This is a genomic window from Pseudomonas monachiensis, from assembly GCF_047345015.1.
In the GTDB taxonomy this organism is placed as follows: Bacteria; Pseudomonadota; Gammaproteobacteria; order Pseudomonadales; family Pseudomonadaceae; genus Aquipseudomonas; species Aquipseudomonas monachiensis.
The window spans coordinates 5240066-5265984 of record NZ_CP178857.1 but is presented as its reverse complement, the minus strand read 5'-3'; the positions used below and the strand labels follow the sequence as shown (position 1 = coordinate 5265984).

The 25919-nt window shown below is 57.4% G+C and carries 19 protein-coding genes, 2 tRNA genes and 3 rRNA genes; 16 read left to right on the top strand and 8 right to left on the bottom strand.

Features of this window, described 5'->3' with window-relative positions:
• Positions 1 to 13: 13 nt before the first annotated feature.
• The 4 genes from ACMDB8_RS23605 to dksA form a co-directional block, all read right to left on the bottom strand.
• On the bottom strand, positions 14 to 2968 hold the full coding sequence (locus ACMDB8_RS23605; RefSeq protein ID WP_223541981.1) for a sensor histidine kinase: 2955 nt from the start codon (positions 2966 to 2968) through the stop codon (positions 14 to 16).
• Complete coding sequence (locus ACMDB8_RS23600; protein WP_003176118.1) at positions 2952 to 3128, bottom strand: hypothetical protein; 177 nt, start codon at positions 3126 to 3128, stop codon at positions 2952 to 2954. The genes ACMDB8_RS23605 and ACMDB8_RS23600 overlap by 17 nt, the downstream gene beginning before the upstream one ends.
• Positions 3129 to 3205: 77 nt before the next feature.
• Positions 3206 to 4099, bottom strand: a complete 894-nt coding sequence (gluQRS, locus tag ACMDB8_RS23595) for a tRNA glutamyl-Q(34) synthetase GluQRS (RefSeq protein WP_223541980.1) — start codon at positions 4097 to 4099, stop codon at positions 3206 to 3208.
• Between the two features lie 121 nt (positions 4100 to 4220).
• The gene (dksA, locus tag ACMDB8_RS23590) at positions 4221 to 4661 is read right to left on the bottom strand and encodes an RNA polymerase-binding protein DksA (RefSeq protein ID WP_008053890.1); all 441 of its coding nucleotides are present in this window, start codon (positions 4659 to 4661) and stop codon (positions 4221 to 4223) included.
• A 334-nt stretch (positions 4662 to 4995) separates the two neighbouring features.
• Here dksA and ACMDB8_RS23585 point away from each other — a divergent pair, with 334 nt between their 5' ends.
• Entirely contained in the window at positions 4996 to 6168 is a 1173-nt protein-coding gene (locus tag ACMDB8_RS23585) for a pyridoxal phosphate-dependent aminotransferase (protein WP_409078803.1), read from the top strand.
• Positions 6168 to 6887, top strand: a complete 720-nt coding sequence (gene sfsA, locus ACMDB8_RS23580) for a DNA/RNA nuclease SfsA (RefSeq protein ID WP_409078802.1) — start codon at positions 6168 to 6170, stop codon at positions 6885 to 6887. Before ACMDB8_RS23585 ends, sfsA begins: the two co-directional genes overlap by 1 nt.
• On the opposite strand, the gene ACMDB8_RS23575 is transcribed toward sfsA, so the two are convergent.
• From ACMDB8_RS23575 to ACMDB8_RS23560, 4 genes are all read right to left on the bottom strand, one after another.
• Positions 6877 to 7194 carry a Rieske (2Fe-2S) protein gene (locus tag ACMDB8_RS23575; protein ID WP_056728620.1) on the bottom strand — a complete coding sequence of 106 codons (318 nt, stop codon included), beginning with the start codon at positions 7192 to 7194 and terminating at the stop codon, positions 6877 to 6879. The two genes, sfsA and ACMDB8_RS23575, sit on opposite strands and share 11 nt — an antisense overlap.
• Positions 7195 to 7564: 370 nt before the next feature.
• A complete protein-coding gene (locus ACMDB8_RS23570; RefSeq protein ID WP_008053897.1) occupies positions 7565 to 7837 on the bottom strand; it encodes a TfoX/Sxy family protein in 273 nt (90 codons plus the stop codon).
• Positions 7838 to 8082: 245 nt separating this feature from the next.
• Entirely contained in the window at positions 8083 to 8427 is a 345-nt protein-coding gene (locus ACMDB8_RS23565; protein ID WP_056728618.1) for a pentapeptide repeat-containing protein, read from the bottom strand.
• 91 nt (positions 8428 to 8518) lie between these two features.
• Positions 8519 to 10075, bottom strand: a complete 1557-nt coding sequence (locus ACMDB8_RS23560; protein ID WP_409078801.1) for an AAA family ATPase — start codon at positions 10073 to 10075, stop codon at positions 8519 to 8521.
• A 116-nt stretch (positions 10076 to 10191) separates the two neighbouring features.
• Between ACMDB8_RS23560 and mrcB the strand changes: the two genes are divergently transcribed.
• The 14 genes from mrcB to rrf all read left to right on the top strand — a co-directional run bounded on the left by mrcB (position 10192) and on the right by rrf (position 25792).
• Positions 10192 to 12510, top strand: a complete 2319-nt coding sequence (mrcB, locus tag ACMDB8_RS23555) for a penicillin-binding protein 1B (protein ID WP_056728615.1) — start codon at positions 10192 to 10194, stop codon at positions 12508 to 12510.
• Positions 12511 to 12526: 16 nt separating this feature from the next.
• The gene (locus ACMDB8_RS23550) at positions 12527 to 13264 is read left to right on the top strand and encodes a hypothetical protein (RefSeq protein WP_056728613.1); all 738 of its coding nucleotides are present in this window, start codon (positions 12527 to 12529) and stop codon (positions 13262 to 13264) included.
• On the top strand, positions 13264 to 13599 hold the full coding sequence (locus tag ACMDB8_RS23545; RefSeq protein ID WP_056728612.1) for a YqcC family protein: 336 nt from the start codon (positions 13264 to 13266) through the stop codon (positions 13597 to 13599). The genes ACMDB8_RS23550 and ACMDB8_RS23545 overlap by 1 nt, the downstream gene beginning before the upstream one ends.
• 483 nt (positions 13600 to 14082) lie before the next feature.
• Positions 14083 to 15807 carry an acetolactate synthase 3 large subunit gene (locus tag ACMDB8_RS23540; protein WP_008053903.1) on the top strand — a complete coding sequence of 575 codons (1725 nt, stop codon included), beginning with the start codon at positions 14083 to 14085 and terminating at the stop codon, positions 15805 to 15807.
• Between the two features lie 2 nt (positions 15808 to 15809).
• Positions 15810 to 16301, top strand: coding sequence for an acetolactate synthase small subunit (gene ilvN / locus ACMDB8_RS23535; protein ID WP_003176102.1), 492 nt, complete (start codon positions 15810 to 15812; stop codon positions 16299 to 16301).
• Between the two features lie 45 nt (positions 16302 to 16346).
• Positions 16347 to 17363 (top strand): ketol-acid reductoisomerase, encoded by a 1017-nt coding sequence (gene ilvC / locus ACMDB8_RS23530; protein ID WP_003228216.1) that lies wholly within the window; start codon positions 16347 to 16349, stop codon positions 17361 to 17363.
• Positions 17364 to 17507: 144 nt separating this feature from the next.
• On the top strand, positions 17508 to 18365 hold the full coding sequence (pssA, locus tag ACMDB8_RS23525) for a CDP-diacylglycerol--serine O-phosphatidyltransferase (RefSeq protein ID WP_056728609.1): 858 nt from the start codon (positions 17508 to 17510) through the stop codon (positions 18363 to 18365).
• Positions 18366 to 18428: 63 nt separating this feature from the next.
• Positions 18429 to 19442 carry a protein-methionine-sulfoxide reductase catalytic subunit MsrP gene (gene msrP, locus ACMDB8_RS23520; RefSeq protein WP_056728607.1) on the top strand — a complete coding sequence of 338 codons (1014 nt, stop codon included), beginning with the start codon at positions 18429 to 18431 and terminating at the stop codon, positions 19440 to 19442.
• Positions 19442 to 20062, top strand: coding sequence for a protein-methionine-sulfoxide reductase heme-binding subunit MsrQ (msrQ, locus tag ACMDB8_RS23515; RefSeq protein WP_056728604.1), 621 nt, complete (start codon positions 19442 to 19444; stop codon positions 20060 to 20062). Before msrP ends, msrQ begins: the two co-directional genes overlap by 1 nt.
• 497 nt (positions 20063 to 20559) lie before the next feature.
• A 16S ribosomal RNA gene (locus ACMDB8_RS23510) occupies positions 20560 to 22096 on the top strand.
• 122 nt (positions 22097 to 22218) lie between these two features.
• Positions 22219 to 22295: transfer RNA gene (locus tag ACMDB8_RS23505), tRNA-Ile, on the top strand.
• Positions 22296 to 22305: 10 nt separating this feature from the next.
• Positions 22306 to 22381: transfer RNA gene (locus tag ACMDB8_RS23500), tRNA-Ala, on the top strand.
• A 234-nt stretch (positions 22382 to 22615) separates the two neighbouring features.
• Positions 22616 to 25507 (top strand): 23S ribosomal RNA (locus ACMDB8_RS23495).
• A 169-nt stretch (positions 25508 to 25676) separates the two neighbouring features.
• Positions 25677 to 25792, top strand: a 5S ribosomal RNA gene (gene rrf, locus ACMDB8_RS23490).
• The 16S, 23S and 5S rRNA genes sit together here with 2 tRNA genes alongside, the layout of an rRNA operon.
• The last annotated feature ends 127 nt before the right edge of the window (positions 25793 to 25919 follow it).

Sequence of the window (25919 nt, the reverse complement as noted above, 5' to 3'; positions counted from 1 at the left end):
ACTCTCGACGGTCTCAGTTCACAGCGGACGTCGCTTCGACATGACGCGGCAAGGTAACCCTGATTCGGGTACCGCGTTGGCTTTGAACATCAGCCGGGCTGTCGATGGTGATTTGTCCATAATGCTCTTCAACGATGGAATAGACCAGTGCAAGGCCCAGACCGGTGCCTTCGCCAGGGTCCTTGGTGGTGAAGAAAGGTTCGAACAATCGGTCCATGATGCTCGACGGAATACCGCTGCCTTCGTCTTCCACGATCAGGTCGACCGTGTGTTCGCCGGCTTCGCTCTTGACCCGTACCGCGCTGCCGGGAGGCGAGGCGTCACGGGCGTTTGACAGTAGGTTGATCAGTACCTGGGCCAACCGTTGCGGGTCGCCTTCGACCCAGTGATCGGGGTCGCACAGGTTGTAGAACTGCACTTCGAAATTGCGTCGGTTCAGGGCCAGCAGGCCGATGGCATCCTGAGCCACTTCGGCCAGACAGACGGGCTCGTCGCTGTGTTGATGGCTGCCGGCATGGGCAAAGCTCATCAGCGACTGGACGATGCGCGACACGCGTTTGGTCTGCTCGAGGATCTGGCCGCTGATTTCCTTCAGCTCGCCGTCTTCTTCACGTTCTTCGCGCAGGTTCTGCGCCAGGCACGCGATACCGGTAATCGGGTTGCCGATTTCATGGGCCACGCCGGCCGCCAGTCGACCGATGCTGGCCAGGCGCTCGGAGTGCACCAGTTTGTCTTCGAGCATCTGGGTTTCGGTCAGGTCTTCCACCAGTAATACCAGGCCACTGTTGCCCGGCGCGAGGGGTTCGTCGATCGCCGCTTTGTGCAGGTTCAGCCAGCGTGTCTGGCCGTCGAGTGCCAGGTGCTGTTTGTGCAAGTGCTCGTCCGGCACATTGATGAAACCTTGCAGCAGGTCTTTCCATGGGTCGGCAATGGTACTCAGGCGCGAACCGACCACGCGCTGCGCGGCGATGCCGGTCAGTTCCTCCATGGCCTTGTTCCACATGAGGATCTCCTGATCCTTGGCCAGCGAGCAAACGCCCATCGGCAATTCCTGCAGGGTCTGGCGGTGGTAGCGGCGCAGGGCATCGAGTTCGGCGGCCAGGCCGGTCAGGCGCGAGTGGTAATCCTCGAGGCGGCTTTCGATGAAGTGAATGTCTTCGGTGACGTAGTTTTCGCCGCCGGCCTTGTATGGCAGGAACGTCTCGACCATGTCCTGGGCCACGCTCGGGCCCATCAGGCCGGAGAGGTTGGCCTCGATGCGGTCACGCAGGCGGCGCAGGGCATAGGGGCGGCGTTCGTCGAAAGGCAGATAGAGGTCGCGCAGTGCCTGTTCCACCTCTTTCTGCGCCGCCTTTGCACCCAGTGGCTTGGCCAGTTGCGTAGCGAATTCCTGGGGCGAGGCGGCGTGCAGTTCCCGGCGTTGCGGGCGGCGAACGTTATCCACGGCGCAGGCTTCGGCAGCGCTTGCCTCTTCGGTGCTGGCATTGGTGAACAACGAGATCAGGGTGAACATCAGCACGTTGGCCGCCAGCGAGGCAATCGCCGCCATGTGCCAGCTGGTGTCGTCCAGCACGTAGATCATGTTCAGCAGCGGAATGTAGAAGCCTTGCAGGTTGCCGACCAGCGGCAACAGCATGGTCACCAGCCACACCAGGATCCCTGCCAGCAAGCCGGCGATGAAGCCGCGACGGTTGGCGGTCGGCCAATACAGGACCGAGAGCACGCCCGGCAGGAACTGCAACGTGGCGACGAAAGCGACAATGCCGAGGTTGGCCAGGTCCTGTTCGGCACCGAGCATCAGGTAGAAGCCGTAGCCGGCCATGATGATCGCGACAATCAGCGCCCGGCGGGTCCACTTCAGCCAGCGGTAGATGTTGCCTTCGGCCGGTGGTTGATACAGCGGCAGCACCAGGTGGTTCAAGGCCATCCCGGACAGCGCCAGCGTGGTGACGATGATCAGGCCACTGGCGGCGGACAGTCCGCCGACATAGGCCAGCAACGCCAAGGCCTTGCTGTTGGCGGCTATGCCGATGCCCAGGGTGAAGTATTCCGGGTTGGTGGTGGCGCCGAGCTTCAGGCCGGCCCAGAGAATCAGCGGTACCGCCAGGCTCATCAGCAACAGGAACAGCGGCAGGCCCCAGCTCGCACTGACCAGCGAACGCGGGTTGAGGTTCTCGGTAAAGGTCATGTGATACATGTGCGGCATCACGATCGCCGAGGCGAAGAACACCAGCAACAGCGTACGCCACGGGCCTTCCTGCAAAGGGGTGTGCAGGGCAGCGAGCGCGGTCTGGTTTTGCAGCAGCCACAGTTCAAGCTGTTGTGGGCCGTCGAACACGCCGTAAAGCGCATACAGCCCGACACCGCCGAGGGCGATCAGCTTGATCACCGACTCGAAGGCAATCGCGAACACCAGGCCTTCATGCTTTTCGCGGGTGGCGATGTGGCGGGAGCCGAAGAAAATCGTGAACAGCGTAATCAGTGCGCAGAAACTCAGGGCCACGCGATGCTGTACCGGCTCTCGGGTGAGGATACTGATGGAGTCGGCGACCGCCTGAATCTGCAAGGCCAGTAGCGGCAATACGCCGACCAGCATGAAAATCGTAGTCAGCGCACCGGCCCAGGTACTGCGGAAGCGGAAGGCAAACAGGTCTGCCAGCGACGACAGCTGATAGGTGCGGGTGATCTTCAGGATCGGGTAGAGCAGCACCGGCGCCAGCAGGAATGCCCCGGAAACGCCCAGGTAGCTGGACAAAAAACCGTAGCCGTACTGATAGGCCAGGCCCACGGTGCCGTAAAACGCCCAGGCGCTGGCGTAGACGCCCAGCGACAGGGTGTAAGTCAGCGGGTGGCGAATGATCGCCCGGGGAATCATGCCCCGTTCGCTGATCCAGGCCACACCGAACAGCACCGCCAGGTACGCGGCGCTGATCAGGATCATCTGGGTCAGGCTAAAGCTCATCGGCATCTTTTTGGCTCTGCAGGATGAAGGTCACGACGATCAGGATCAGCCAGAGCAGATAAGGGCGATACCAGGCGCCAGTGGCGTCGATCCACCAATCCATGATGGCCGGGGAAAACAGGTAAATCCCCACTACCAAAAGCAGGACCAAGCGATAGATGTACATCCCGGCCTCTCTTTCTTATGCGTGTGCCCGTAAACGTGCGGCGATGGTAACGGATGGGCGCGTCACTGCAAGTGTGATCACAGTAGCTGTGCCTCGGGCAGGCTCAGTGTGCGCGGGATCAGCGAGGCATCCCAGTGGGCAATGCCCCAATTCAGCACTTCCCGTGGGGTGGCGTACGTCAGTTCGGTTCCCGGGTTCTGTCCCAGCGCCCGAAGCGCGCGCAGCAGCAGGGGTGTTGCCTGATCCTCGGTCAAGGGCGGCGAACGGTAGGACTTGCCGAGTTTGTTGCCATCCGGCTGGGTAATCAGCGGGATGTGCAGGTAACGCGGTTGAGGCAGGCCGAGCAGTTCTTGCAGATAGAGCTGGCGGGGCGTGGAGTCCAGCAGGTCGGCACCGCGAACGATATCGGTGATGCCTTGCCAGGCATCGTCCAGGACCACGGCCAATTGATAGGCATAGAGCCCATCGCGACGGCGGATCACGAAATCGCCGACTTCCCGCCCCAGATGCTGTCGGTATTGGCCCTGCACCCGGTCGATGAAGTGGTATTCCAGCTCCGGTACGCGCAGGCGGATGGCCGCATCGTCAGTACCATGGCCAGCATTGCGGCAGAAGCCCGGATAAATCCCGTGAAACGGCTCCAGCTGTTTGCGCGAGCAGGTGCAGGCGTAGGCCAGTCCTTGATTGAACAGGCGATTGAGCACCTCGGCGTAGGCATCGTGCCGCTCGCTTTGGCGAACCAGGTCGCCATCCCACTCGAAGCCATAGCTTTCCAGTGCCTTGAGAATGGCCGCCTGGGCGCCGGGTTCCTCGCGGGGTGGATCAAGGTCTTCCATGCGCATCAACCAGCGTCCGCCCACCGAGCGCGCGTCGAGGTAGGAGGCCAGTGCGGCGACCAGCGAGCCGAAGTGCAGATGGCCACTGGGCGTGGGGGCGAAGCGCCCGATGTAGGGGGAAACGTCAGCGGTCATGGGGTGATGTTACTTTATCTGGACTGGCGCCAACCCCCTGTGGGAGCGGGCTTGCTACCGAGGTGAATCCTGGAAACAAAAACGGAGCGTTCGCACGCTCCGTTCTTCGTTCAAGTCGCAATTATTTGCCGACTTGCTTTTCCTTGATTTCCGCCAGGGTCTTGCAGTCGATGCACAGGTCGGCGGTAGGGCGCGCTTCGAGGCGCTTGACGCCAATCTCGATGCCGCAGGATTCGCACCAGCCGTACTCTTCGTCTTCGATCAACTGGAGTGTCTTGTCGATCTTCTTGATCAACTTGCGTTCACGGTCGCGGGCACGCAGTTCGAGGGCGAATTCCTCTTCCTGGCTGGCACGGTCTGCCGGATCAGGAAAGTTGGCCGCTTCGTCCTTCATGTGGTCCACGGTCTTGTCGACACCTTCCATCAGCTCTTTTTTCCACTGATTCAGGACCTTGGTGAAGTGCTTGCGCATGGGCTCGCCCATGTACTCTTCGCCGGTTTTCTGAACATAGGGCTCGAAGCCGCTGATCGTCTGGTTTTGCTGCTTTGCTTGGGTGGACATGAAATAGACCGCCTCTACTCTTGTAATCCATCTGCGCAGGATTGCTCCATCACCGACACCTGCCGGCCCTGCGGCTGCAAGCGGGCGAACTTACCAGATCAATTCGGGCCGCGCTACTCCCGGATGTCGAGCTCGCGGCACATGGTGCTTGCGAATGACGACAAACCGTTGTCTGGTGGCTCTGGAACCCTGCTCAATTATTGATTTTAGCCAAACCTTGCGCGCGCGCTTGAGTCATTCGTGATCGGAGTTACAAGGCCTCTGACCGCTTTAGGTTCTCGCTCGTTCCTGCGCTTGGGTAGAATCGGTTTTTTATTCCGTTGAAGGAAGGCCAATGGCTCAGCCCTACAGTGCCCGCAGTCGCGCGATCGAACCTTTCCATGTCATGGCGCTGTTGGCGCGGGCCAATGAATTGCAGGCGGCCGGCCACGATGTGATCCACCTGGAAATCGGCGAGCCGGACTTCACCACCGCCGAACCGATCATCCAGGCCGGCCAGGCTGCGCTGACAGCGGGGAAGACCCGTTACACCGCCGCGCGTGGCATTCCCGAGCTGCGTGAGGCCATTTCGGGCTTTTATCAGCAGCGTTATGGCTTGAACATCGACCCACGGCGCATCCTCATCACGCCGGGTGGCTCCGGCGCGCTGCTGCTGGCCAGCGCTTTGCTGGTCGACCCCGGCAAGCACTGGCTGCTGGCGGACCCGGGCTATCCGTGTAACCGGCATTTCCTGCGATTGGTCGAAGGCGCGGCACAGTTGGTGCCGGTCGGCCCGGATGTGCGTTATCAATTGACGCCGGGCCTGATCGAGCGTCATTGGGACCACGACAGCGTCGGCGCACTGGTGGCGTCGCCAGCCAATCCGACCGGCACGATCCTGACCCGCGACGAGCTGGCGAAGCTGTCTGTCGCGATCAAGGAGCGCCACGGTCATCTGGTGGTCGACGAGATTTATCATGGCCTGACCTATGGCACCGATGCGGCCAGCGTGCTGGAAGTCGACGACAGTGCATTCGTTCTGAACAGCTTTTCGAAGTACTTCGGGATGACCGGTTGGCGGCTCGGCTGGCTGGTGGCACCCGACGCGGCCGTCGGTGAGCTGGAAAAGCTTGCCCAGAACCTCTACATCAGTGCACCAAGCATGGCACAGCACGCTGCTCTGGCCTGTTTCGAGCCGGCGACCATCAGCATTCTCGAAGAGCGTCGCGCCGAATTTGGCCGGCGTCGGGACTACCTGCTGCCGGCCTTGCGTGAATTGGGCTTCGGGATTGCCGTGGAGCCGGAAGGGGCGTTCTACTTGTATGCCGATATCAGCAGGTTCGGCGGCGATGCCTTCGCGTTTTGTAAGTATTTTCTGGAAACCGAACATGTGGCATTCACCCCGGGGCTGGATTTCGGGCGTTATCAGGCCGGGCATCATGTGCGGTTCGCCTACACGCAAAATCTCGAGCGGTTGCAGGAAGCGGTCGAGCGCATTGCCCGTGGATTGCGGAGCTGGCAAGGCTGATGCGTTTTCATCCTCCCCTCGAAGAAGGGCGCCTGATCCGACGTTACAAGCGTTTTCTCGCCGATATCGAAACCGTTGGCGGCGAATTGCTGACCATTCACTGCCCGAACACAGGCTCGATGCTCAATTGTCAGGTCGAAGGCGGGCAGGTCTGGTTCAGTCGCTCCAACGATCCGAAACGCAAGTTGCCCGGCACCTGGGAGATCGGCGAAACCCCGCAAGGGCGGCTGTTTTGCGTGAACACCTCCCGCGCCAACGGTTTGATTGAAGAGGCGCTGCGAGCGGGCGTCATCACGGAGCTGAACGGGTTTACCGGGCTCAAGCGCGAAGTGGCTTATGGTCAGGAAAACAGTCGTATCGATTTCCGCCTCGATTACCCCGAAGGGCCGGCCTACGTCGAAGTCAAAAGCGTGACCCTGGGGTTCGACGGTACGGCGGTGGCGGCGTTTCCCGATGCGGTTACCCAGCGTGGCGCCAAGCATCTGCGGGAGCTGGCCCACTTGGCCAGGGACGGTATTCGCGCGGTGCAGTTGTACTGTGTTTGCCTTTCCGACATCGAGGCTGTGCGCCCGGCGCAGGAAATCGATCCGGCTTATGCGCAGGCCTTGCGTGAGGCTATTGCCTGTGGGGTCGAGGTGCTGGCCTACGGTGTGCGGTTGAGCCACGAAGAAATGCTGGTCGACCGGTGCCTGGACGTATTGCCGGGTGCTAGAGGCTGATCCAGATACCTTGTTCGTCCTCGCGGCAGGCCACGCTGGTCAAGGCTTGCCCCGCGCAAGGGCCGGCGACGCATTCACCGTCTTCGATCAGGAACAGTGCGCCATGGGTGGCGCACTGGATCAGGCTGTTGCTGGGGTCGAGAAACTGGTCGGGATGCCACTCCAGGGCAACGCCCCGGTGCGGGCAGCGATTGATATAGACGTAAACCTGTCCGCTGCGGCGCACTGCAAAAAACTTTTGGCCATCGATGTCGAACCCGCGGCTGCTGTCATTGACCAACCCGGCGCCAGCGCAAAGCAACTTCATGTCTATCCTCGGTCCCGCAGCTCGTGACTGGATATGTCCGAGCTTGAAGGTTGAATGCTATCAAATGGCTGCCCTGTCCGTCGGGTGCAAGTGCCTTCATCCTGCCAATACTTTTCCACAGGCAAAAAAAGACCCGGCAAGAGCCGGGTCAAATAACCGTGATTAGCCTGATGAGGAGATAATCCGAGAGTCCGAACCAAGGGCTTTTCAGAATATCGACCAGTCTCGCGACCAGTTGTGATAATCATATCGATTCTCATTACCAAGTCAACCGCTGTTTTTCGATTTCTTTGCGATTCGCCGGATTTGTGTCTGCAGGCCTCGTAATCATTGGGTTTCAGGCTGTAAAGCTTCGCAAGCATGTATCAGATCAGTTCTTGTGGCGTGTAGAGATGGCTTCCAGTTGTTTGTTCAGGGCTTCCTTGCGCTCGGCAGGAATGTCATTCCAGTGAACGTCCATCAGTGCGCCTTCAATTGCGTACAACAACACCTTGGACGCCCGAAAACCGCGCGTGCGCACGGCCCGATAAGCATCCACCGCCCCGAGGCGACGCAAGTCCGAAGCGCTATGGATGCCCACGGCATGCAGCCATTGCGCTGACGTCTTGCCAAGATTCTTCAGGTGTTGCAGTTCATCATTCATCAAGCCTCCTTGCGATGGCCGAATGGAGAGCGTGGGCAATCTTCTGAGGAGTGTAGCCATCAGTAGGAAAAGCGTGATTGTTTGCTCGATTACGACGCAAATGCTTCTAAGAAACGAGTATTGGCAGGGCGTGAAAAGTCTATGCGCGCGGGAGGAAGAGTGGGGGAGAGCAAGGATTTAGGGGCGAATATCCCAGCAGTCCAGCGCAGCGCAGGCGCTGGACGTGTAAGGCGGCGAGACGGTGATTATCGGGTGCGATAACGCAATCGCGTGCCGAAGTTCATCGACATCAGGATTTCGTCGGCACTGAGTTCGACCGGAAAGTACGTACCGGAGATCTGCGCGTGAGCCAGGCTCGCGCCTTCCAGGTTCGCTTTGCGAAAATCGATGCCGCGCAAGTCGGCGGAACGGAAGTAGGCGTCGCTGAAATCCACGCCGTCGGCATTCAGCTCGCGCAGGTCCAGCCCCCGGAAATCTCCACCTGCCATGTCGATGGGACCATCCTTGGGGCGTTCACTGTTGAAGCCTTTGATGTCGTCTTTGTGCAGCAGGGCATATAGCGATGTGTCGAGAAGTTTAGGCTGGCTCATGTCGCATCACCTGATGGTTTTATGACGCCAGTATAGTGCCACCATTTGAAGGTCGTGAAGCCAGCGCGGACTTCACGACCGAAATAGTTTCTTACAGGCCTGGCAGGCGCTGGCGAATCTGTTCCACAACGGTATCGAGCGTCCCGCTTTCATTGGTCTGGACGCGCTTGCTGCAGAGGATTTCCGCAGGTGTCAGCGCTTCACGGCTGGTTTGCTGGGCTGCGATAACGGCCAGGGTGGCATCGGACGGGTCTTTCTTGTCTGCCTGGCGCATGGCCAGCCAGCTTTCGATCACGGCCTGTGGCGCATTGCAGTCGAGGATCAGGAAGGGGGCGCCGGTGGCTTCGGCAACCTTCGCTGCACTGTCACGCTGATCATGCTTGAGGTAAGTGGCATCCACCACCACCGGGAAACCCGCACGCAGAATGACGCCGGCGATTTCGTGCAGGCGGGCATAGGTCGCTGCACTGGCGTCGGCGCTATAGATGCCGGCCTGTACGTCGTTCTCGACGGTTTGCTCGCCGAACAGGCGCTTGCGCTCGACATCGGAACGCAGGCGGATCGCACCCAGGGCTTCGACCAGGCGCATGGCGACGTGGCTCTTGCCGACAGCGGAAACACCGTGGGTAATGGCCATGAAACGCGAAGGAATGGTGCTATAGCTTTCCGCCAGGTTGGCGTAGTTGCGGTACTGGCGCAGGGTGGTGGCGCGCTGCACCGCAGTGGCGTCGGCCGGCATGCTGAACAGGGCAACCTTGGCGCGAACCAGTGCGCGGTAGGCTTTATAGAAGTTCAGCAGTTCGAGGCCGCGATAGTCGCCGGTCAGCTCCAGGTACTGGCTGATGAAGCGACGCGCCAGGCACTTCAAGCCGCGATCTTCCAGGTCCATCGCCAGGAAGCCGGTGTCGGCGTAAACGTCGGTAAAGCGAAACGGTTCGTTGAATTCGATGCAGTCGAAGATCACGACCTTGCCGTCGATCACGGTGGCGTTACCCAGGTGGATATCACCGTGGCATTCACGAATGAAACCTTCGGCCTTGCGCTGGGCGAGCAGCGGCTTTAGGCGCTCGAAGCTGCTTTCTGCCCAGGCTTGCAGGGCGTCGAGTTGCAACAGGTCGGCTTTATCGCTGAGGAACGGGTGGATCTGTTCGAAGTTCTGCCGCACCGGCGCCATGACACTGTCCGGGGTGCCGGCTTCGTGCCCGGCCGGCACCTTCGGTGCGTTGAGGTGGAAGCGGGCGATTTGCTCGGCCATCTCGTCGATGTGCGCGGTGGTCAGTTCGCCATTGGCTTGCAGGGTGCTGAGCAAGCCGGTTTGCGGGAACTGGCGCATCTTCAGTACGTATTCGATGGCCGGGCCTTCGCCGCCCAGTTGCGGAGCTTCGGCGCTGCCGGTGACGGGCAGCACTTCGAGGTACAGATCGTCGGTCAGGCGCTGGTTCAGGCGCAGTTCTTCAGCGCAAAAGTGTTCGCGAGCCTCAAGGCTGGTGAAGTCAAGAAAACCGAAATTGACCGGCTTCTTCACTTTATAGGCATAGGGGCCGGTGAGCAGTACCCAGGAAATATGGGTCTCGATGACCTGGAATCCCTCTACAGGATGCGGGTAGAGGGCAGGGTTTTGCAGGGCAGCGATCAGGGACTGGCTCACAGGCGATCCTTCAGAGTCTGGGAAATTCAAGGCCGTCATTATGGCTGCAAGTCCGCCTGACGCAAACCTCGGAGCGCTCCTGTTGAGGATGAATAAAGTGCGTATAATCCGCCGCCATGACTCGTACTCGAACTCCCCGCACCCCAAAAAAACCACCCTCCAAGGGCCTGCGCCCGTGGCTGGGCTGGGCCATTAAACTCAGTCTGGTCGCCCTTGTGGTGCTGGCCGGATTCGCCGTTTACCTTGATGCAATCGTCCAGGAGAAGTTCTCCGGCAAGCGCTGGACCATCCCGGCCAAGGTTTACGCGCGCCCGCTCGAACTGTTCGTCGGACAGAAGCTGAGCCGGGATGATTTCCTGACCGAACTCGATGCCCTGGGTTATCGCCGTGAAAGCGTGGCCAATGGTCCGGGGGCGGCGTCGGTCAATGGCAATACCGTTGACCTGAACACCCGCGGCTTCCAGTTCTATGAAGGCATGGAGCAAGCGCAACCGGTGCGGGTGCGTTTCTCCGGCGATTACGTGGCCGAGTTGGCGGGGGCAAAAGGCTCGAAGCTGTCGGTGGTGCGCCTGGAGCCGCTGTTGATCGGTGGCCTGTACCCGAAAAACCTCGAAGACCGGATTCTGATCAAGATCGATCAGGTGCCGCCGTACCTGCTTGAAACGCTGGTGGCGGTCGAGGATCGTGATTTTTATCATCACTTTGGTGTTTCGCCGAAGTCGATCGCCCGTGCAATCTGGGTCAACGGTTCGTCCGGGCGCATGCGTCAGGGCGGCAGTACCCTGACGCAACAGTTGGTCAAGAACTTCTACCTGACCAACGAGCGCAGCCTGAGCCGCAAACTCACCGAAGCGATGATGGCGCTGCTACTTGAACTGCATTACGACAAGCCCGAAATTCTCGAGGCTTACCTCAACGAAGTGTTTATCGGGCAGGACGGTCAGCGCGCGGTGCATGGTTTCGGCCTGGCCAGCCAGTTCTTCTTCAGCCAGCCGCTGGCCGAGCTCAAGCTGCATCAGGTTGCGCTGCTGGTGGGCATGGTCAAGGGGCCTTCTTCCTATAACCCCCGTCGTTATCCGGAGCGTGCCCTCGAGCGGCGCAACCTGGTGCTCGATGTGCTGCAAGAGCAGGGCGTCGCGACTGCCGAGCAGGTTGAGGCGGCGAAGAAAATGCCTTTGGGCGTGACCAAGCGCGGCAGTCTGGCGGACAGCTCGTTCCCCGGCTTCCTCGATCTGGTCAAGCGTCAGCTGCGCGAAGACTATCGCGACGAAGACTTGACCGAAGAAGGGCTGCGCATCTTCACCAGCTTCGATCCGATCCTGCAGATGAAGGCTGAAGCTTCGGTCAACGACACCTTCAAGCGCCTGGCTGGGCGCAAGGGTTCCGATGACGTGGAAGCGGCAATGGTCGTGACCAACCCGGAGACGGGGGAGGTGCAGGCCATGATCGGCAGTCGCCAGGCCAGTTTTGCCGGGTTCAACCGGGCGCTGGATGCGGTACGGCCGATCGGCTCGCTGATCAAGCCGGCGGTTTACCTGACCGCACTGGAGAAACCAAGCCAGTACACACTGACCAGTTGGCTGTCGGACGAATCCTTTTCGGTCAAAGGCGCGGACGGTCAGGTCTGGAAGCCGCAGAACTATGATCGTCGTTCTCACGGTACAGTGTTCCTCTATCAAGGCCTGGCGCATTCCTACAACCTGTCGACCGCGCGTCTCGGTTTGGCGGTGGGGGTGCCGAACGTCCTGAAAACGGTGGAGCGCCTGGGTGTGACCCGTGAATTCCCGGCCTTCCCGTCGATGTTGCTCGGGGCCGGCGGCATGACGCCAATCGAAGTGGCGACCATGTACCAGACCCTCGCCAACGGCGGCTTCAATACGCCGATGCGCGGGATTCGCAGCGTGCTGACTGCCGAGGGCGAGCCGCTCAAGCGTTATCCATTCCAGATCCAGCAACGTTTCGATCCGGCCTCCATTTACCTGATCCAGAGCGCCATGCAGCGGGTGATGCGTGAAGGTACCGGCAGCTCGGTCTATAACGTGCTGCCAAGGACCCTGACCCTGGCGGGCAAGACCGGTACCAGTAACGACTCGCGGGACAGTTGGTTTGCCGGTTTCAGCCAGGACTTGCTGGCGGTGGTCTGGCTGGGTCGCGACGACAACGGCAAGACGCCATTCACCGGCGCCACAGGGGCCTTGCAGGTCTGGACCAGTTTCATGCGCAAGGCCGACCCGTTGCCGCTGGACATGCCGCAGCCGGATAATATCGTTCAGGCCTGGGTGGACTCGCGAACCGGGCAAGGTTCTGATGCTGGTTGCCCGGGTGCCGTGCAGATGCCGTATATTCGCGGCAGTGAACCACCTCCCGGTGCCGCTTGCGGTGGTGAAAACCCTGCAGAGTCGGTGATGGACTGGGTCAAAGGCTGGATGAATTAAGCAAAGAGGGTTTCAAGTGAACAAGTGGTTGATTCCAGCGGTTGCCGCCGTAGCTTTGCTCAGCGGTTGTTCCAGCGTACAACGTGGCTCGATTCCGGTTGTGGACTCCGGCACCGCCGTGTCCAACAGTGAGCGGATCTCGGCCAATGGCGGTTTCCGCCAGACGACCGTCAAGCGCCCAGCGCAGGGGCAGTCGCAGACCCAGGCGATTGCGCAGGGTGACAGCGGCGTAGTGGTGATGGTGCCAGGCGCGGCGACGACTTCGACGCCGATCAGCACCACGCCGATCACGCCGGGTCCGATCACGCCGGGGCCGATTGACACGTCGCCGGTCCAATCGGCGCCGATCAATCAGGGCAGCTACAGCATGCCGTCGTCGCCAAGCGGGATTCCATCGGCCAGTTCGGGCGGACTTTCTGCCGACGAGCAGTTGGACGGCCCGGTATTGGCTTTGCTGACCACCGCTCAACAGCAACAGGCGAGCGGTGATCTTAATGGTGCCTCCTCCAGCCTCGAACGCGCCCAGCGCGTTGCACCGCGTGAGCCGCAGGTGCTTTACCGGCTAGCCCAGGTGCGCATGTCTCAGGGCGATGCCGCCCAGGCCGAACAGTTCGCTCGCCGTGGGCTGACCCTTGCCAATGGCCGTCCAGCCCTTCAGGCCAACTTGTGGGAGCTGATTGGCCAGGCGCGCGAAAAGCAGGGTGACTCCCAGGGCGCGGCATTGGCTCGTCAGAAGGCCAAGGTAACGCTGTGATGGATGCGCGCTTTCTGAAAATCGCCGATCAACTGTTGTTGATCGAGCGCGAGTTGCGGGTGCAAGGATGGTGGGATGAGGTCTCGCCCTCTGCCGAAGCGCTTTCCAGTGTCGAGCCGTTTTCGGTCGACACACTGGATTTCGAGCAGTGGCTGCAATGGATCTTCCTGCCACGCATGAAGATGATCCTCGAGCAGGATTTGCCGCTACCCAACGCTTCGGGCATTCAGGAAATGGCTGAAATGGTCTTTGCCGGGCGCAATGTCCAGGGTAGGGATCGGCAGTTGCAGGTGCTGCTCAAAGAATTCGATCAGCTGATTACCGCGTCCCGCTGAGCCAGAAGCTGCCAGCGTCCGCTGGCAGTTGTTCACAATATCTGTCTATTTTGTCGGCCGTTGCAAGGTAAGTGCATTCGCGTGCCAATTTTTTGCTAAAAGTTGCGCAATCGAAGCTAACACAGGGCTGATTTACGGGTTTTTTCTTGCGTTCTCATGCGCTTAGTAGAATAAAGCACATAGACGACTTGACTTGCGAAGGACGAAACAGAAGAATCCAAAGTCCGCTGTACAGGGACTGCCAGAAGCAGACCCTCTCAGCAGATCATGAGGCGCATATCCGCGTCGACCTGTTACACCCGCAACGCGTTACCTCGCGCTGGGTGGGAAAGCCCCGCAACACTTGGGACGATCCCAATACTTGCTCAGTCAGTGCTGACGTAGTCGGCGACCACCGTCGCTCATGCTCTGCCGAGAAGTAAACCTATTAAGACCCGTTCCATTTTTCGTGGGCGGTATTCTGGCGTTTTAGAGGTGAGCAACGTGGAGCTTTTATCTGGCGGTGAGATGCTCGTCCGCTTTTTGCGTGACGAAGGCGTCAAATATATCTACGGGTACCCGGGTGGTGCTCTTCTTCATGTCTACGATGCCCTGTTCAAAGAACCGGAAGTGACCCACATCCTGGTTCGTCACGAGCAAGCGGCTACCCATATGGCTGACGGCTACGCCCGTGCCACCGGTAAAGCCGGTGTGGTACTGGTGACTTCCGGTCCTGGCGCAACAAACGCCATCACCGGTATCGCCACCGCCTACATGGACTCCATTCCGATGGTGATCATTTCCGGCCAGGTGCCTAGCACCATGGTGGGTACCGATGCGTTCCAGGAAACCGACATGATCGGTATCTCCCGGCCGATCGTGAAGCACAGCTTCATGATCAAGCACGCGTCGGAAATCCCGGAAGTCATGAAGAAGGCGTTCTACCTGGCGCAATCCGGTCGTCCTGGTCCGGTCGTCGTCGATATTCCGAAAGACATGACCAACCCGGCCGAGAAGTTCGAATACGTCTTCCCGAAAAAAGCCAAGTTGCGCTCCTACAGCCCGGCTGTTCGCGGTCACTCCGGTCAAATCCGCAAGGCGGCAGAAATGCTCCTGGCGGCCAAGCGTCCTGTGTTGTATTCGGGCGGCGGCGTGATCCTCGGCGGTGGTTCCGCACCACTGACCGAACTGGCGAAGATGCTCAACCTGCCAGTGACCAATACTCTGATGGGCCTCGGTGGCTTCCCTGGCACCGACCGTCAGTTCATCGGCATGCTCGGCATGCACGGCAGCTACACCGCCAACCTGGCGATGCACCATGCTGACGTGATCCTCGCTGTCGGCGCACGTTTCGACGACCGTGTCATCAACGGCGCGTCGAAGTTCTGCCCGAACGCCAAGATCATTCACATCGACATAGACCCGGCTTCGATCTCCAAGACCATCAAGGCCGACGTGCCTATCGTGGGTCCGGTTGAGAGTGTCCTGACCGAAATGGTCGCGATCCTCAAGGAAATCGGCGAGACCCCGAACAAGGAATCCGTTGCCAGCTGGTGGAAGCAGGTTGACGAGTGGCGCGGTGATCGCGGCCTGTTCCCGTATGACAAGGGCGACGGCAGCAAGATCAAGCCGCAGACCGTGATCGAAACCCTGTGCGAAGTGACCAATGGCGACGCCTTTGTGACCTCCGACGTGGGCCAGCACCAGATGTTTGCTGCGCAGTACTACAAGTTCAACAAGCCGAACCGCTGGATCAACTCCGGTGGCCTGGGCACCATGGGCTTCGGTTTTCCGGCGGCCATGGGCATTCAGTTGAGCTACCCGGATGCCGACGTCGCCTGTGTAACGGGCGAAGGCAGTATCCAGATGAACATCCAGGAACTGTCCACCTGTCTGCAATACGGTTTGCCGGTAAAAATCGTCATTCTGAACAACGGCGTTCTGGGTATGGTTCGCCAGTGGCAGGACATGAGCTATGGCAGCCGTCACTCGCACTCCTACATGGAGTCGTTGCCTGACTTCGTCAAGCTGGCTGAAGCCTATGGCCACGTTGGCGTGCGCATCACTGAATCGAAAGATTTGAAGTCGAAGATGGAAGAAGCGTTCGCCATGAAAGATCGCCTGGTGGTGATCGATATTTCGGTCGATACCAGCGAGCACGTCTACCCGATGCAGATCAAAGACGGCTCCATGCGCGATATGTGGCTGAGCAAGACGGAGCGTACCTAATCATGCGGCACATTATTTCCTTGCTTCTGGAAAACGAACCCGGTGCTCTGTCTCGTGTGGTTGGCCTGTTCTCGCAGCGCAACTACAACATCGAAAGCCTGACCGTGGCCCCGACCGAAGACCCGACCCTGTCGCGTCTGACGCTCACCACGGTTGGTCACGATGAAGTCATCGAGCAGATCACCAAGAACCTGAACAAGCTGATCGAAGTGGTAAAACTGGTCGACCTGTCGGAGAGTGCTCACATCGAGCGCGAACTGATGCTGGTCAAGGTCAAGGCCACCGGCGCCCAGCGTGCCGAGATCAAGCGCACTACCGATATTTACCGTGGACAGATCGTCGATGTCAGCGCCAGCGTGTATACCGTTCAACTGACCGGTACCAGCGACAAGCTCGACAGCTTCATTCAGTCCATTGGCACCGCCTCGATTCTGGAGACCGTCCGTAGCGGCGTGACCGGCATTGCCCGCGGCGACAAAGTACTCAGCATCTAAACCAAATTAGCGAACGGCCTGAACGGCCTGATATAGGGGAAATTCATGAAAGTTTTCTACGATAAAGACTGCGACCTGTCGATCATCCAGGGCAAGAAAGTTGCCATCATCGGTTACGGTTCCCAGGGCCACGCTCAAGCGTGCAACCTGAAAGACTCCGGCGTTGACGTGACTGTCGGTCTGCGTAAAGGCTCGGCCACCGTTGCCAAGGCTGAAGCCCACGGCCTGAAAGTGACCGACGTTGCTTCCGCTGTTGCGGCTGCCGACCTGGTCATGATCCTGACCCCGGACGAATTCCAGTCCTCCCTGTACAAGAACGAAATCGAGCCGAACATCAAGAAAGGCGCCACCCTGGCCTTCTCCCACGGCTTCGCGATCCACTACAACCAGGTTGTGCCGCGCGCTGACCTCGACGTGATCATGATCGCGCCGAAGGCTCCAGGCCACACCGTGCGTTCCGAGTTCGTGAAGGGCGGCGGTATCCCTGACCTGATCGCTATCTACCAGGACGCCTCGGGCAACGCCAAGAACGTCGCTCTGTCCTACGCTGCCGGCGTTGGCGGCGGTCGTACCGGCATCATCGAAACCACCTTCAAGGACGAGACTGAAACCGACCTGTTCGGCGAACAAGCCGTTCTGTGCGGTGGTACCGTTGAGCTGGTCAAGGCCGGTTTCGAAACCCTGGTTGAAGCTGGCTACGCGCCGGAAATGGCCTACTTCGAGTGCCTGCACGAACTGAAGCTGATCGTTGACCTCATGTACGAAGGCGGTATCGCCAACATGAACTACTCGATCTCCAACAATGCCGAATACGGCGAGTACGTGACCGGCCCTGAAGTCATCAACGCCGAATCCCGTCAGGCCATGCGCAACGCCCTGAAACGTATTCAGGACGGCGAATACGCCAAGATGTTCATCAGCGAAGGCGCTACCGGCTATCCTTCGATGACCGCCAAGCGTCGTAACAACGCCGCTCACGGTATCGAAATCATCGGCGAGCAACTGCGCTCCATGATGCCGTGGATCGGTGCCAACAAGATCGTCGACAAAGCCAAGAACTAAGTCACGCACTTGTACGAAAAACGCGGCTTAGGCCGCGTTTTTTCGTTTGGGGGGCCGGTTCTGGTATAAAGCTGCATCGTTTGCGGCCGAACCGTCGTCCCAGACACCTGTCCAAACTTTCCACCCCGTTGCAAGGTAATGTCCATGAGCGAACGCCCCGAAGAGCCAAACCAGGCTTCTGACGCCGAAAGCCTGCTGCCCATCGATGAGCATGTCGAAGAAGGGCATGACGCGGAAGGTCGTAAAGTCCGGCATCGTGGTATCTATCTTCTGCCGAATCTGTTCACTACTGCGAACCTGTTCGCAGGGTTCTATTCCATCATCAACTCGATGAGTGCCCAGGCGGCCTTGAGTGCTGGTGACTCGGCCAATGCGAGCAAGTATTTCGCGTTCGCGGCCATCGCGATTTTTGTCGCCATGGTGCTCGATGGTCTTGATGGGCGCGTGGCTCGCATGACCAATACCCAGAGTGCCTTCGGTGCCGAGTACGACTCGTTGTCGGACATGGTTGCCTTTGGTGTTGCCCCTGCATTGCTGGCTTTCGGTTGGGCCTTGGGTGACATGGGCAAGGTTGGCTGGATGGTCGCCTTCATCTATGTGGCGGGCGCGGCATTGCGTCTCGCACGCTTCAACACCCAGGTCGGCACCGCGGACAAGCGCTACTTCATCGGTCTGGCCAGCCCTGCCGCTGCAGGTGTGGTTGCAGGTATCGTCTGGGCGTTCAGCGACTACGGCATCCAGGGTTCCAAGATGTCTTTCCTGGTTGCGCTGATGGTGGCGGCGGCCGGCATGCTGATGGTCAGCAACATCAAGTACAACAGCTTCAAGGAACTGGACCTGAAGGGGCGAGTGCCTTTCGTGGCGATTCTCGCAGTAGTGTTGGTGTTCGCGGTTGTTTTCAGTGATCCGCCGCGCATCCTGCTGCTGGTCTTCCTCGCCTATGCCGCGTCCGGTCCGGTTCAATACCTGTTACATCTTCGTCGGCGTAAAAGCGTCGAGTGATGTAATTTCCCCCATACTCCGCAGTCTGTTGGTGCATCTGTTCTCCAATACTGCGGAGTAGCCATGCTGATCAAAGTCCCTAAAGCGTCCGACTGCCATGAGTCGGATGTCACGCCTGAATCCATCTATCTTTCTCGACGCAATGTATTGAGTGTTGCTGTTACCGGTTTGGCCGTGAGCGGTCTTCCTCGGTGGGCGGCTGCCGACGATGTGGCGCGTTATGCGGATGTCGAGCCAGGCAAGGCGCCTGTCTGGTTCAGCGAAAAACTTTCCTCGGTCAAGTGGGGGGCAGTTGTCGTCAAGGATGAGGCGATCACGCCGTTCAAGGACGCGACCCACTACAACAACTTCTACGAGTTCGGCACTGATAAAGGTGATCCGGCTGCGAATGCCGGCACGCTGAAGACTGAACCGTGGTCTGTGGTGGTGGATGGGGAGGTGGGCAAGCCCGGGCGGTATGCCCTCGAAGACTTCATGAAACCGTATCAGCTGGAGGAGCGAATCTACCGACTGCGCTGCGTGGAAGCCTGGTCGATGGTCATTCCCTGGATCGGTTTCCCGCTCTCGGCTTTGCTCAAGGAGGTAGAGCCGACCTCGAAAGCCAGATTCATCCGCTTCGAAACCCTGCAGGATCCCAAAAGCATGCCGGGCCAGCGCTCCGGTTTTGCCTTGATCGACTGGCCTTATATAGAGGGGCTGCGACTGGATGAAGCCATGAGTCCGTTGGCGATTCTTGCGGTCGGCATGTACGGGCGTGTATTGCCAAATCAGAACGGCGCGCCGTTGCGTCTGGTCGTGCCCTGGAAGTACGGGTTCAAAAGTATCAAGTCCATCGTGCGCATCAGTCTGGTCGGCGAGCAGCCGAAAACCACCTGGCAGAGCATTGCGGCGGATGAATATGGCTTTTATGCGAACGTGAATCCCACCGTTGATCATCCTCGCTGGACTCAGGCCCGTGAGCGCCGCCTGCCTAGTGGCTTGTTCAAGCCCAATGTGCGCGACACGCAATTGTTCAACGGCTATTCAGAGGAAGTCGCCTCTCTATATACGGGGCTCGACCTGAGGAAGAACTACTGATGCGCTATCCGTTTTGGCGTGTCGGTGTCTTTGTCGTGGTGCTGGTGTGGCCGCTGCTGTGGTTGTACCAGGCCCTGGAGGATGTTCTCGGGCCGGATCCGGGCAAGGTGCTGGTCGACCGGCTGGGTTTGGGGGCGCTTGTTCTGCTGCTCGTCATCTTGAGTTTGACGCCTTTGCAGAAACTCACGGGTTGGGCAGGGTGGAATGTCGTGCGGCGACAGTTGGGATTGTGGTGCTTTGCCTATGTGCTGCTCCACCTCAGTAGTTATTGCGCATTCATACTTGGGTTTGATTGGTCGCAGCTGGGTGTCGAGTTGCGCAAGCGGCCTTACATTATTGTAGGGGGGCTGGGTTTTCTTGGTTTGCTGGCATTGGCGGTGACTTCCAATCGATATAGTCAGCGACGATTGGGTGCCCGCTGGAAGAAGTTGCATCGCTTGGCGTATGTCATTCTCGGGCTTGGATTACTGCATATGCTCTGGATTGTGCGCGCCGACCTGAAGGAGTGGGTGATCTATGCATCTACAGGTGCATTACTGTTAGTGCTGCGGCTACCGCCTTTGGCGCGTCGAATCCCGCGTCTAATGGCTAAAAAGGGCTCTTCTGCCAAAAAGGCGTAAATAGTGGTTGACGGCAGATTCTGGAGGCCTATAATTCGCCCCACTTCCGGCGCAGTCGAAACGGAAAACTCCTTGGTAAACAATGAGTTACGCAGTTTTCGGCAGTGGGTTGCTTCAGTTCATCGAAGCCGAAAGGGAGTTGAAAAAGAGGTGTTGACAGCAGCGTGTAACGCTGTAGAATTCGCCTCCCGCTGACGAGAGATCTGAAGCGCAAGTGGTTGAAGTTGTTAAGGATTTCCAAGCGAAACTTTGAAAACTTCTGAAAATAATCACTTGACAGCAAATGAGGCTGCTGTAGAATGCGCGCCTCGGTTGAGACGAAAGATCTTAACCAACCGCTCTTTAACAACTGAATCAAGCAATTCGTGTGGGTGCTTGTGGAGTCAGACTGCTAGTCAACAGATTATCAGCATCACAAGTTACTCCGCGAGAAATCAAAGATGTAACCAACGATTGCTGAGCCAAGTTTAGGGTTTTCTCAAAACCCAAAGATGTTTGAACTGAAGAGTTTGATCATGGCTCAGATTGAACGCTGGCGGCAGGCCTAACACATGCAAGTCGAGCGGATGACAGGAGCTTGCTCCTGAATTCAGCGGCGGACGGGTGAGTAATGCCTAGGAATCTGCCTGGTAGTGGGGGACAACGTTTCGAAAGGAACGCTAATACCGCATACGTCCTACGGGAGAAAGCAGGGGACCTTCGGGCCTTGCGCTATCAGATGAGCCTAGGTCGGATTAGCTAGTTGGTGAGGTAATGGCTCACCAAGGCGACGATCCGTAACTGGTCTGAGAGGATGATCAGTCACACTGGAACTGAGACACGGTCCAGACTCCTACGGGAGGCAGCAGTGGGGAATATTGGACAATGGGCGAAAGCCTGATCCAGCCATGCCGCGTGTGTGAAGAAGGTCTTCGGATTGTAAAGCACTTTAAGTTGGGAGGAAGGGCATTAACCTAATACGTTAGTGTTTTGACGTTACCGACAGAATAAGCACCGGCTAACTCTGTGCCAGCAGCCGCGGTAATACAGAGGGTGCAAGCGTTAATCGGAATTACTGGGCGTAAAGCGCGCGTAGGTGGTTTGTTAAGTTGGATGTGAAAGCCCCGGGCTCAACCTGGGAACTGCATTCAAAACTGACAAGCTAGAGTATGGTAGAGGGTGGTGGAATTTCCTGTGTAGCGGTGAAATGCGTAGATATAGGAAGGAACACCAGTGGCGAAGGCGACCACCTGGACTGATACTGACACTGAGGTGCGAAAGCGTGGGGAGCAAACAGGATTAGATACCCTGGTAGTCCACGCCGTAAACGATGTCAACTAGCCGTTGGGAGCCTTGAGCTCTTAGTGGCGCAGCTAACGCATTAAGTTGACCGCCTGGGGAGTACGGCCGCAAGGTTAAAACTCAAATGAATTGACGGGGGCCCGCACAAGCGGTGGAGCATGTGGTTTAATTCGAAGCAACGCGAAGAACCTTACCAGGCCTTGACATCCAATGAACTTTCCAGAGATGGATTGGTGCCTTCGGGAACATTGAGACAGGTGCTGCATGGCTGTCGTCAGCTCGTGTCGTGAGATGTTGGGTTAAGTCCCGTAACGAGCGCAACCCTTGTCCTTAGTTACCAGCACGTCATGGTGGGCACTCTAAGGAGACTGCCGGTGACAAACCGGAGGAAGGTGGGGATGACGTCAAGTCATCATGGCCCTTACGGCCTGGGCTACACACGTGCTACAATGGTCGGTACAGAGGGTTGCCAAGCCGCGAGGTGGAGCTAATCCCACAAAACCGATCGTAGTCCGGATCGCAGTCTGCAACTCGACTGCGTGAAGTCGGAATCGCTAGTAATCGCGAATCAGAATGTCGCGGTGAATACGTTCCCGGGCCTTGTACACACCGCCCGTCACACCATGGGAGTGGGTTGCACCAGAAGTAGCTAGTCTAACCTTCGGGAGGACGGTTACCACGGTGTGATTCATGACTGGGGTGAAGTCGTAACAAGGTAGCCGTAGGGGAACCTGCGGCTGGATCACCTCCTTAATCGACGACTCAGCTGCTCCATAAGTTCCCACACGAATTGCTTGATTCATTGAAGAAGACGATAGAAGCAGCTTTAAGCTCCAAGCTGATAGCTCAAAGCTAACAGTTACGCGCTCGAAATTGGGTCTGTAGCTCAGTTGGTTAGAGCGCACCCCTGATAAGGGTGAGGTCGGCAGTTCGAATCTGCCCAGACCCACCAATTTTGTTATGGGGCCATAGCTCAGCTGGGAGAGCGCCTGCCTTGCACGCAGGAGGTCAACGGTTCGATCCCGTTTGGCTCCACCATATAACTGCTTCTGAAAGTTTAGAAATGAGTATTCCGATGTGAATATTGATTTCTAGTCTTTTGATTAGATCGTTCTTTAAAAATTTGGGTATGTGATAGAAAGATAGACTGAACGTTACTTTCACTGGTAACGGATCAGGCTAAGGTAAAATTTGTGAGTTGCTCTTAGGAGCTCAATCGAATTTTCGGCGAATGTCGTCTTCATAGTATAACCAGATTGCTTGGGGTTATATGGTCAAGTGAAGAAGCGCATACGGTGGATGCCTTGGCAGTCAGAGGCGATGAAAGACGTGGTAGCCTGCGAAAAGCTTCGGGGAGTCGGCAAACAGACTTTGATCCGGAGATGTCTGAATGGGGGAACCCAGCCATCATAAGATGGTTATCTTGTACTGAATACATAGGTGCAAGAGGCGAACCAGGGGAACTGAAACATCTAAGTACCCTGAGGAAAAGAAATCAACCGAGATTCCCTTAGTAGTGGCGAGCGAACGGGGACCAGCCCTTAAGTGGCTTTGAGATTAGCGGAACGCTCTGGAAAGTGCGGCCATAGTGGGTGATAGCCCTGTACGCGAAAATCTCTTGGTCATGAAATCGAGTAGGACGGAGCACGAGAAACTTTGTCTGAATATGGGGGGACCATCCTCCAAGGCTAAATACTACTGACTGACCGATAGTGAACTAGTACCGTGAGGGAAAGGCGAAAAGAACCCCGGAGAGGGGAGTGAAATAGATCCTGAAACCGTATGCGTACAAGCAGTGGGAGCCCACTTTGTTGGGTGACTGCGTACCTTTTGTATAATGGGTCAGCGACTTATTTTCAGTGGCGAGCTTAACCGAATAGGGGAGGCGTAGCGAAAGCGAGTCTTAATAGGGCGTCTAGTCGCTGGGAATAGACCCGAAACCGGGCGATCTATCCATGGGCAGGTTGAAGGTTAGGTAACACTGACTGGAGGACCGAACCGACTACCGTTGAAAAGTTAGCGGATGACCTGTGGATCGGAGTGAAAGGCTAATCAAGCTCGGAGATAGCTGGTTCTCCTCGAAAGCTATTTAGGTAGCGCCTCATGTATCACTGTAGGGGGTAGAGCACTGTTTCGGCTAGGGGGTCATCCCGACTTACCAAACCGATGCAAACTCCGAATACCTACAAGTGCCGAGCATGGGAGACACACGGCGGGTGCTAACGTCCGTCGTGAAAAGGGAAACAACCCAGACCGTCAGCTAAGGTCCCAAAGTTATGGTTAAGTGGGAAACGATGTGGGAAGGCTTAGACAGCTAGGAGGTTGGCTTAGAAGCAGCCACCCTTTAAAGAAAGCGTAATAGCTCACTAGTCGAGTCGGCCTGCGCGGAAGATGTAACGGGGCTCAAACCATACACCGAAGCTACGGGTATCACTTAGGTGATGCGGTAGAGGAGCGTTCTGTAAGCCTGTGAAGGTGAGTTGAGAAGCTTGCTGGAGGTATCAGAAGTGCGAATGCTGACATGAGTAACGACAATGGGTGTGAAAAACACCCACGCCGAAAGACCAAGGTTTCCTGCGCAACGTTAATCGACGCAGGGTTAGTCGGTCCCTAAGGCGAGGCTGAAAAGCGTAGTCGATGGAAAACAGGTTAATATTCCTGTACTTCTGGTTATTGCGATGGAGGGACGGAGAAGGCTAGGCCAGCTTGGCGTTGGTTGTCCAAGTTTAAGGTGGTAGGCTGGAATCTTAGGTAAATCCGGGATTCCAAGGCCGAGAGCTGATGACGAGTGTTCTTTTAGAACACGAAGTGGTTGATGCCATGCTTCCAAGAAAAGCTTCTAAGCTTCAGGTAACCAGGAACCGTACCCCAAACCGACACAGGTGGTTGGGTAGAGAATACCAAGGCGCTTGAGAGAACTCGGGTGAAGGAACTAGGCAAAATGGCACCGTAACTTCGGGAGAAGGTGCGCCGGTGAGGGTGAAGGACTTGCTCCGTAAGCCCACGCCGGTCGAAGATACCAGGCCGCTGCGACTGTTTATTAAAAACACAGCACTCTGCAAACACGAAAGTGGACGTATAGGGTGTGACGCCTGCCCGGTGCCGGAAGGTTAATTGATGGGGTTAGCTAACGCGAAGCTCTTGATCGAAGCCCCGGTAAACGGCGGCCGTAACTATAACGGTCCTAAGGTAGCGAAATTCCTTGTCGGGTAAGTTCCGACCTGCACGAATGGCGTAACGATGGCGGCGCTGTCTCCACCCGAGACTCAGTGAAATTGAAATCGCTGTGAAGATGCAGTGTATCCGCGGCTAGACGGAAAGACCCCGTGAACCTTTACTATAGCTTTGCACTGGACTTTGAATTTGCTTGTGTAGGATAGGTGGGAGGCTTTGAAGCGTGGACGCCAGTTCGCGTGGAGCCAACCTTGAAATACCACCCTGGCAACTTTGAGGTTCTAACTCAGGTCCGTTATCCGGATCGAGGACAGTGTATGGTGGGTAGTTTGACTGGGGCGGTCTCCTCCTAAAGAGTAACGGAGGAGTACGAAGGTGCGCTCAGACCGGTCGGAAATCGGTCGTAGAGTATAAAGGCAAAAGCGCGCTTGACTGCGAGACAGACACGTCGAGCAGGTACGAAAGTAGGTCTTAGTGATCCGGTGGTTCTGTATGGAAGGGCCATCGCTCAACGGATAAAAGGTACTCCGGGGATAACAGGCTGATACCGCCCAAGAGTTCATATCGACGGCGGTGTTTGGCACCTCGATGTCGGCTCATCACATCCTGGGGCTGAAGCCGGTCCCAAGGGTATGGCTGTTCGCCATTTAAAGTGGTACGCGAGCTGGGTTTAGAACGTCGTGAGACAGTTCGGTCCCTATCTGCCGTGGACGTTTGAGATTTGAGAGGGGCTGCTCCTAGTACGAGAGGACCGGAGTGGACGAACCTCTGGTGTTCCGGTTGTCACGCCAGTGGCATTGCCGGGTAGCTATGTTCGGAAAAGATAACCGCTGAAAGCATCTAAGCGGGAAACTTGCCTCAAGATGAGATCTCACTGGGACCTTGAGTCCCCTGAAGGGCCGTCGAAGACTACGACGTTGATAGGTTGGGTGTGTAAGCGCTGTGAGGCGTTGAGCTAACCAATACTAATTGCCCGTGAGGCTTGACCATATAACACCCAAGCAATTTGCTGCTCCTAGTTGAAGAAACGAAAGAGGCCAGATTGCGGTGTGTGAAGACGAAACGAACCGAAAGTTCGAGATACTCACAAAACACCAAACTATCGCATACCCAATTTGCTGAAGCGAGGCCAGCCGGTCACGACTCAGTACCCGAATTTCTTGACGACCATAGAGCGTTGGAACCACCTGATCCCATCCCGAACTCAGCAGTGAAACGATGCATCGCCGATGGTAGTGTGGGGTTTCCCCATGTGAGAGTAGGTCATCGTCAAGATTAAATTCCGAAACCCCAATTGCGAAAGCAGTTGGGGTTTTGTTTTTGTGCGTGAAAAAAACAGAGCTGCTCGTTGCACATTTTGCACAGTTATTTTCAGCTCATGGCACTAGAATAGGTCCAACTT

What these genes read in the sequence shown, in the direction of transcription:
- ACMDB8_RS23605 (WP_223541981.1), bottom strand. Translation starts at nt 2,968, where the DNA reads ATGCCGATGAGCTTTAGCCTGACCCAGATGATCCTGATCAGCGCCGCG.
- ACMDB8_RS23600 (WP_003176118.1), bottom strand. Translation starts at nt 3,128, where the DNA reads ATGTACATCTATCGCTTGGTCCTGCTTTTGGTAGTGGGGATTTACCTG.
- gluQRS (WP_223541980.1), bottom strand. Translation starts at nt 4,099, where the DNA reads ATGACCGCTGACGTTTCCCCCTACATCGGGCGCTTCGCCCCCACGCCC.
- dksA (WP_008053890.1), bottom strand. Translation starts at nt 4,661, where the DNA reads ATGTCCACCCAAGCAAAGCAGCAAAACCAGACGATCAGCGGCTTCGAG.
- ACMDB8_RS23585 (WP_409078803.1), top strand. Translation starts at nt 4,996, where the DNA reads ATGGCTCAGCCCTACAGTGCCCGCAGTCGCGCGATCGAACCTTTCCAT.
- sfsA (WP_409078802.1), top strand. Translation starts at nt 6,168, where the DNA reads ATGCGTTTTCATCCTCCCCTCGAAGAAGGGCGCCTGATCCGACGTTAC.
- ACMDB8_RS23575 (WP_056728620.1), bottom strand. Translation starts at nt 7,194, where the DNA reads ATGAAGTTGCTTTGCGCTGGCGCCGGGTTGGTCAATGACAGCAGCCGC.
- ACMDB8_RS23570 (WP_008053897.1), bottom strand. Translation starts at nt 7,837, where the DNA reads ATGAATGATGAACTGCAACACCTGAAGAATCTTGGCAAGACGTCAGCG.
- ACMDB8_RS23565 (WP_056728618.1), bottom strand. Translation starts at nt 8,427, where the DNA reads ATGAGCCAGCCTAAACTTCTCGACACATCGCTATATGCCCTGCTGCAC.
- mrcB (WP_056728615.1), top strand. Translation starts at nt 10,192, where the DNA reads ATGACTCGTACTCGAACTCCCCGCACCCCAAAAAAACCACCCTCCAAG.
- ACMDB8_RS23545 (WP_056728612.1), top strand. Translation starts at nt 13,264, where the DNA reads ATGGATGCGCGCTTTCTGAAAATCGCCGATCAACTGTTGTTGATCGAG.
- ilvN (WP_003176102.1), top strand. Translation starts at nt 15,810, where the DNA reads ATGCGGCACATTATTTCCTTGCTTCTGGAAAACGAACCCGGTGCTCTG.
- ilvC (WP_003228216.1), top strand. Translation starts at nt 16,347, where the DNA reads ATGAAAGTTTTCTACGATAAAGACTGCGACCTGTCGATCATCCAGGGC.
- pssA (WP_056728609.1), top strand. Translation starts at nt 17,508, where the DNA reads ATGAGCGAACGCCCCGAAGAGCCAAACCAGGCTTCTGACGCCGAAAGC.
- msrP (WP_056728607.1), top strand. Translation starts at nt 18,429, where the DNA reads ATGCTGATCAAAGTCCCTAAAGCGTCCGACTGCCATGAGTCGGATGTC.
- msrQ (WP_056728604.1), top strand. Translation starts at nt 19,442, where the DNA reads ATGCGCTATCCGTTTTGGCGTGTCGGTGTCTTTGTCGTGGTGCTGGTG.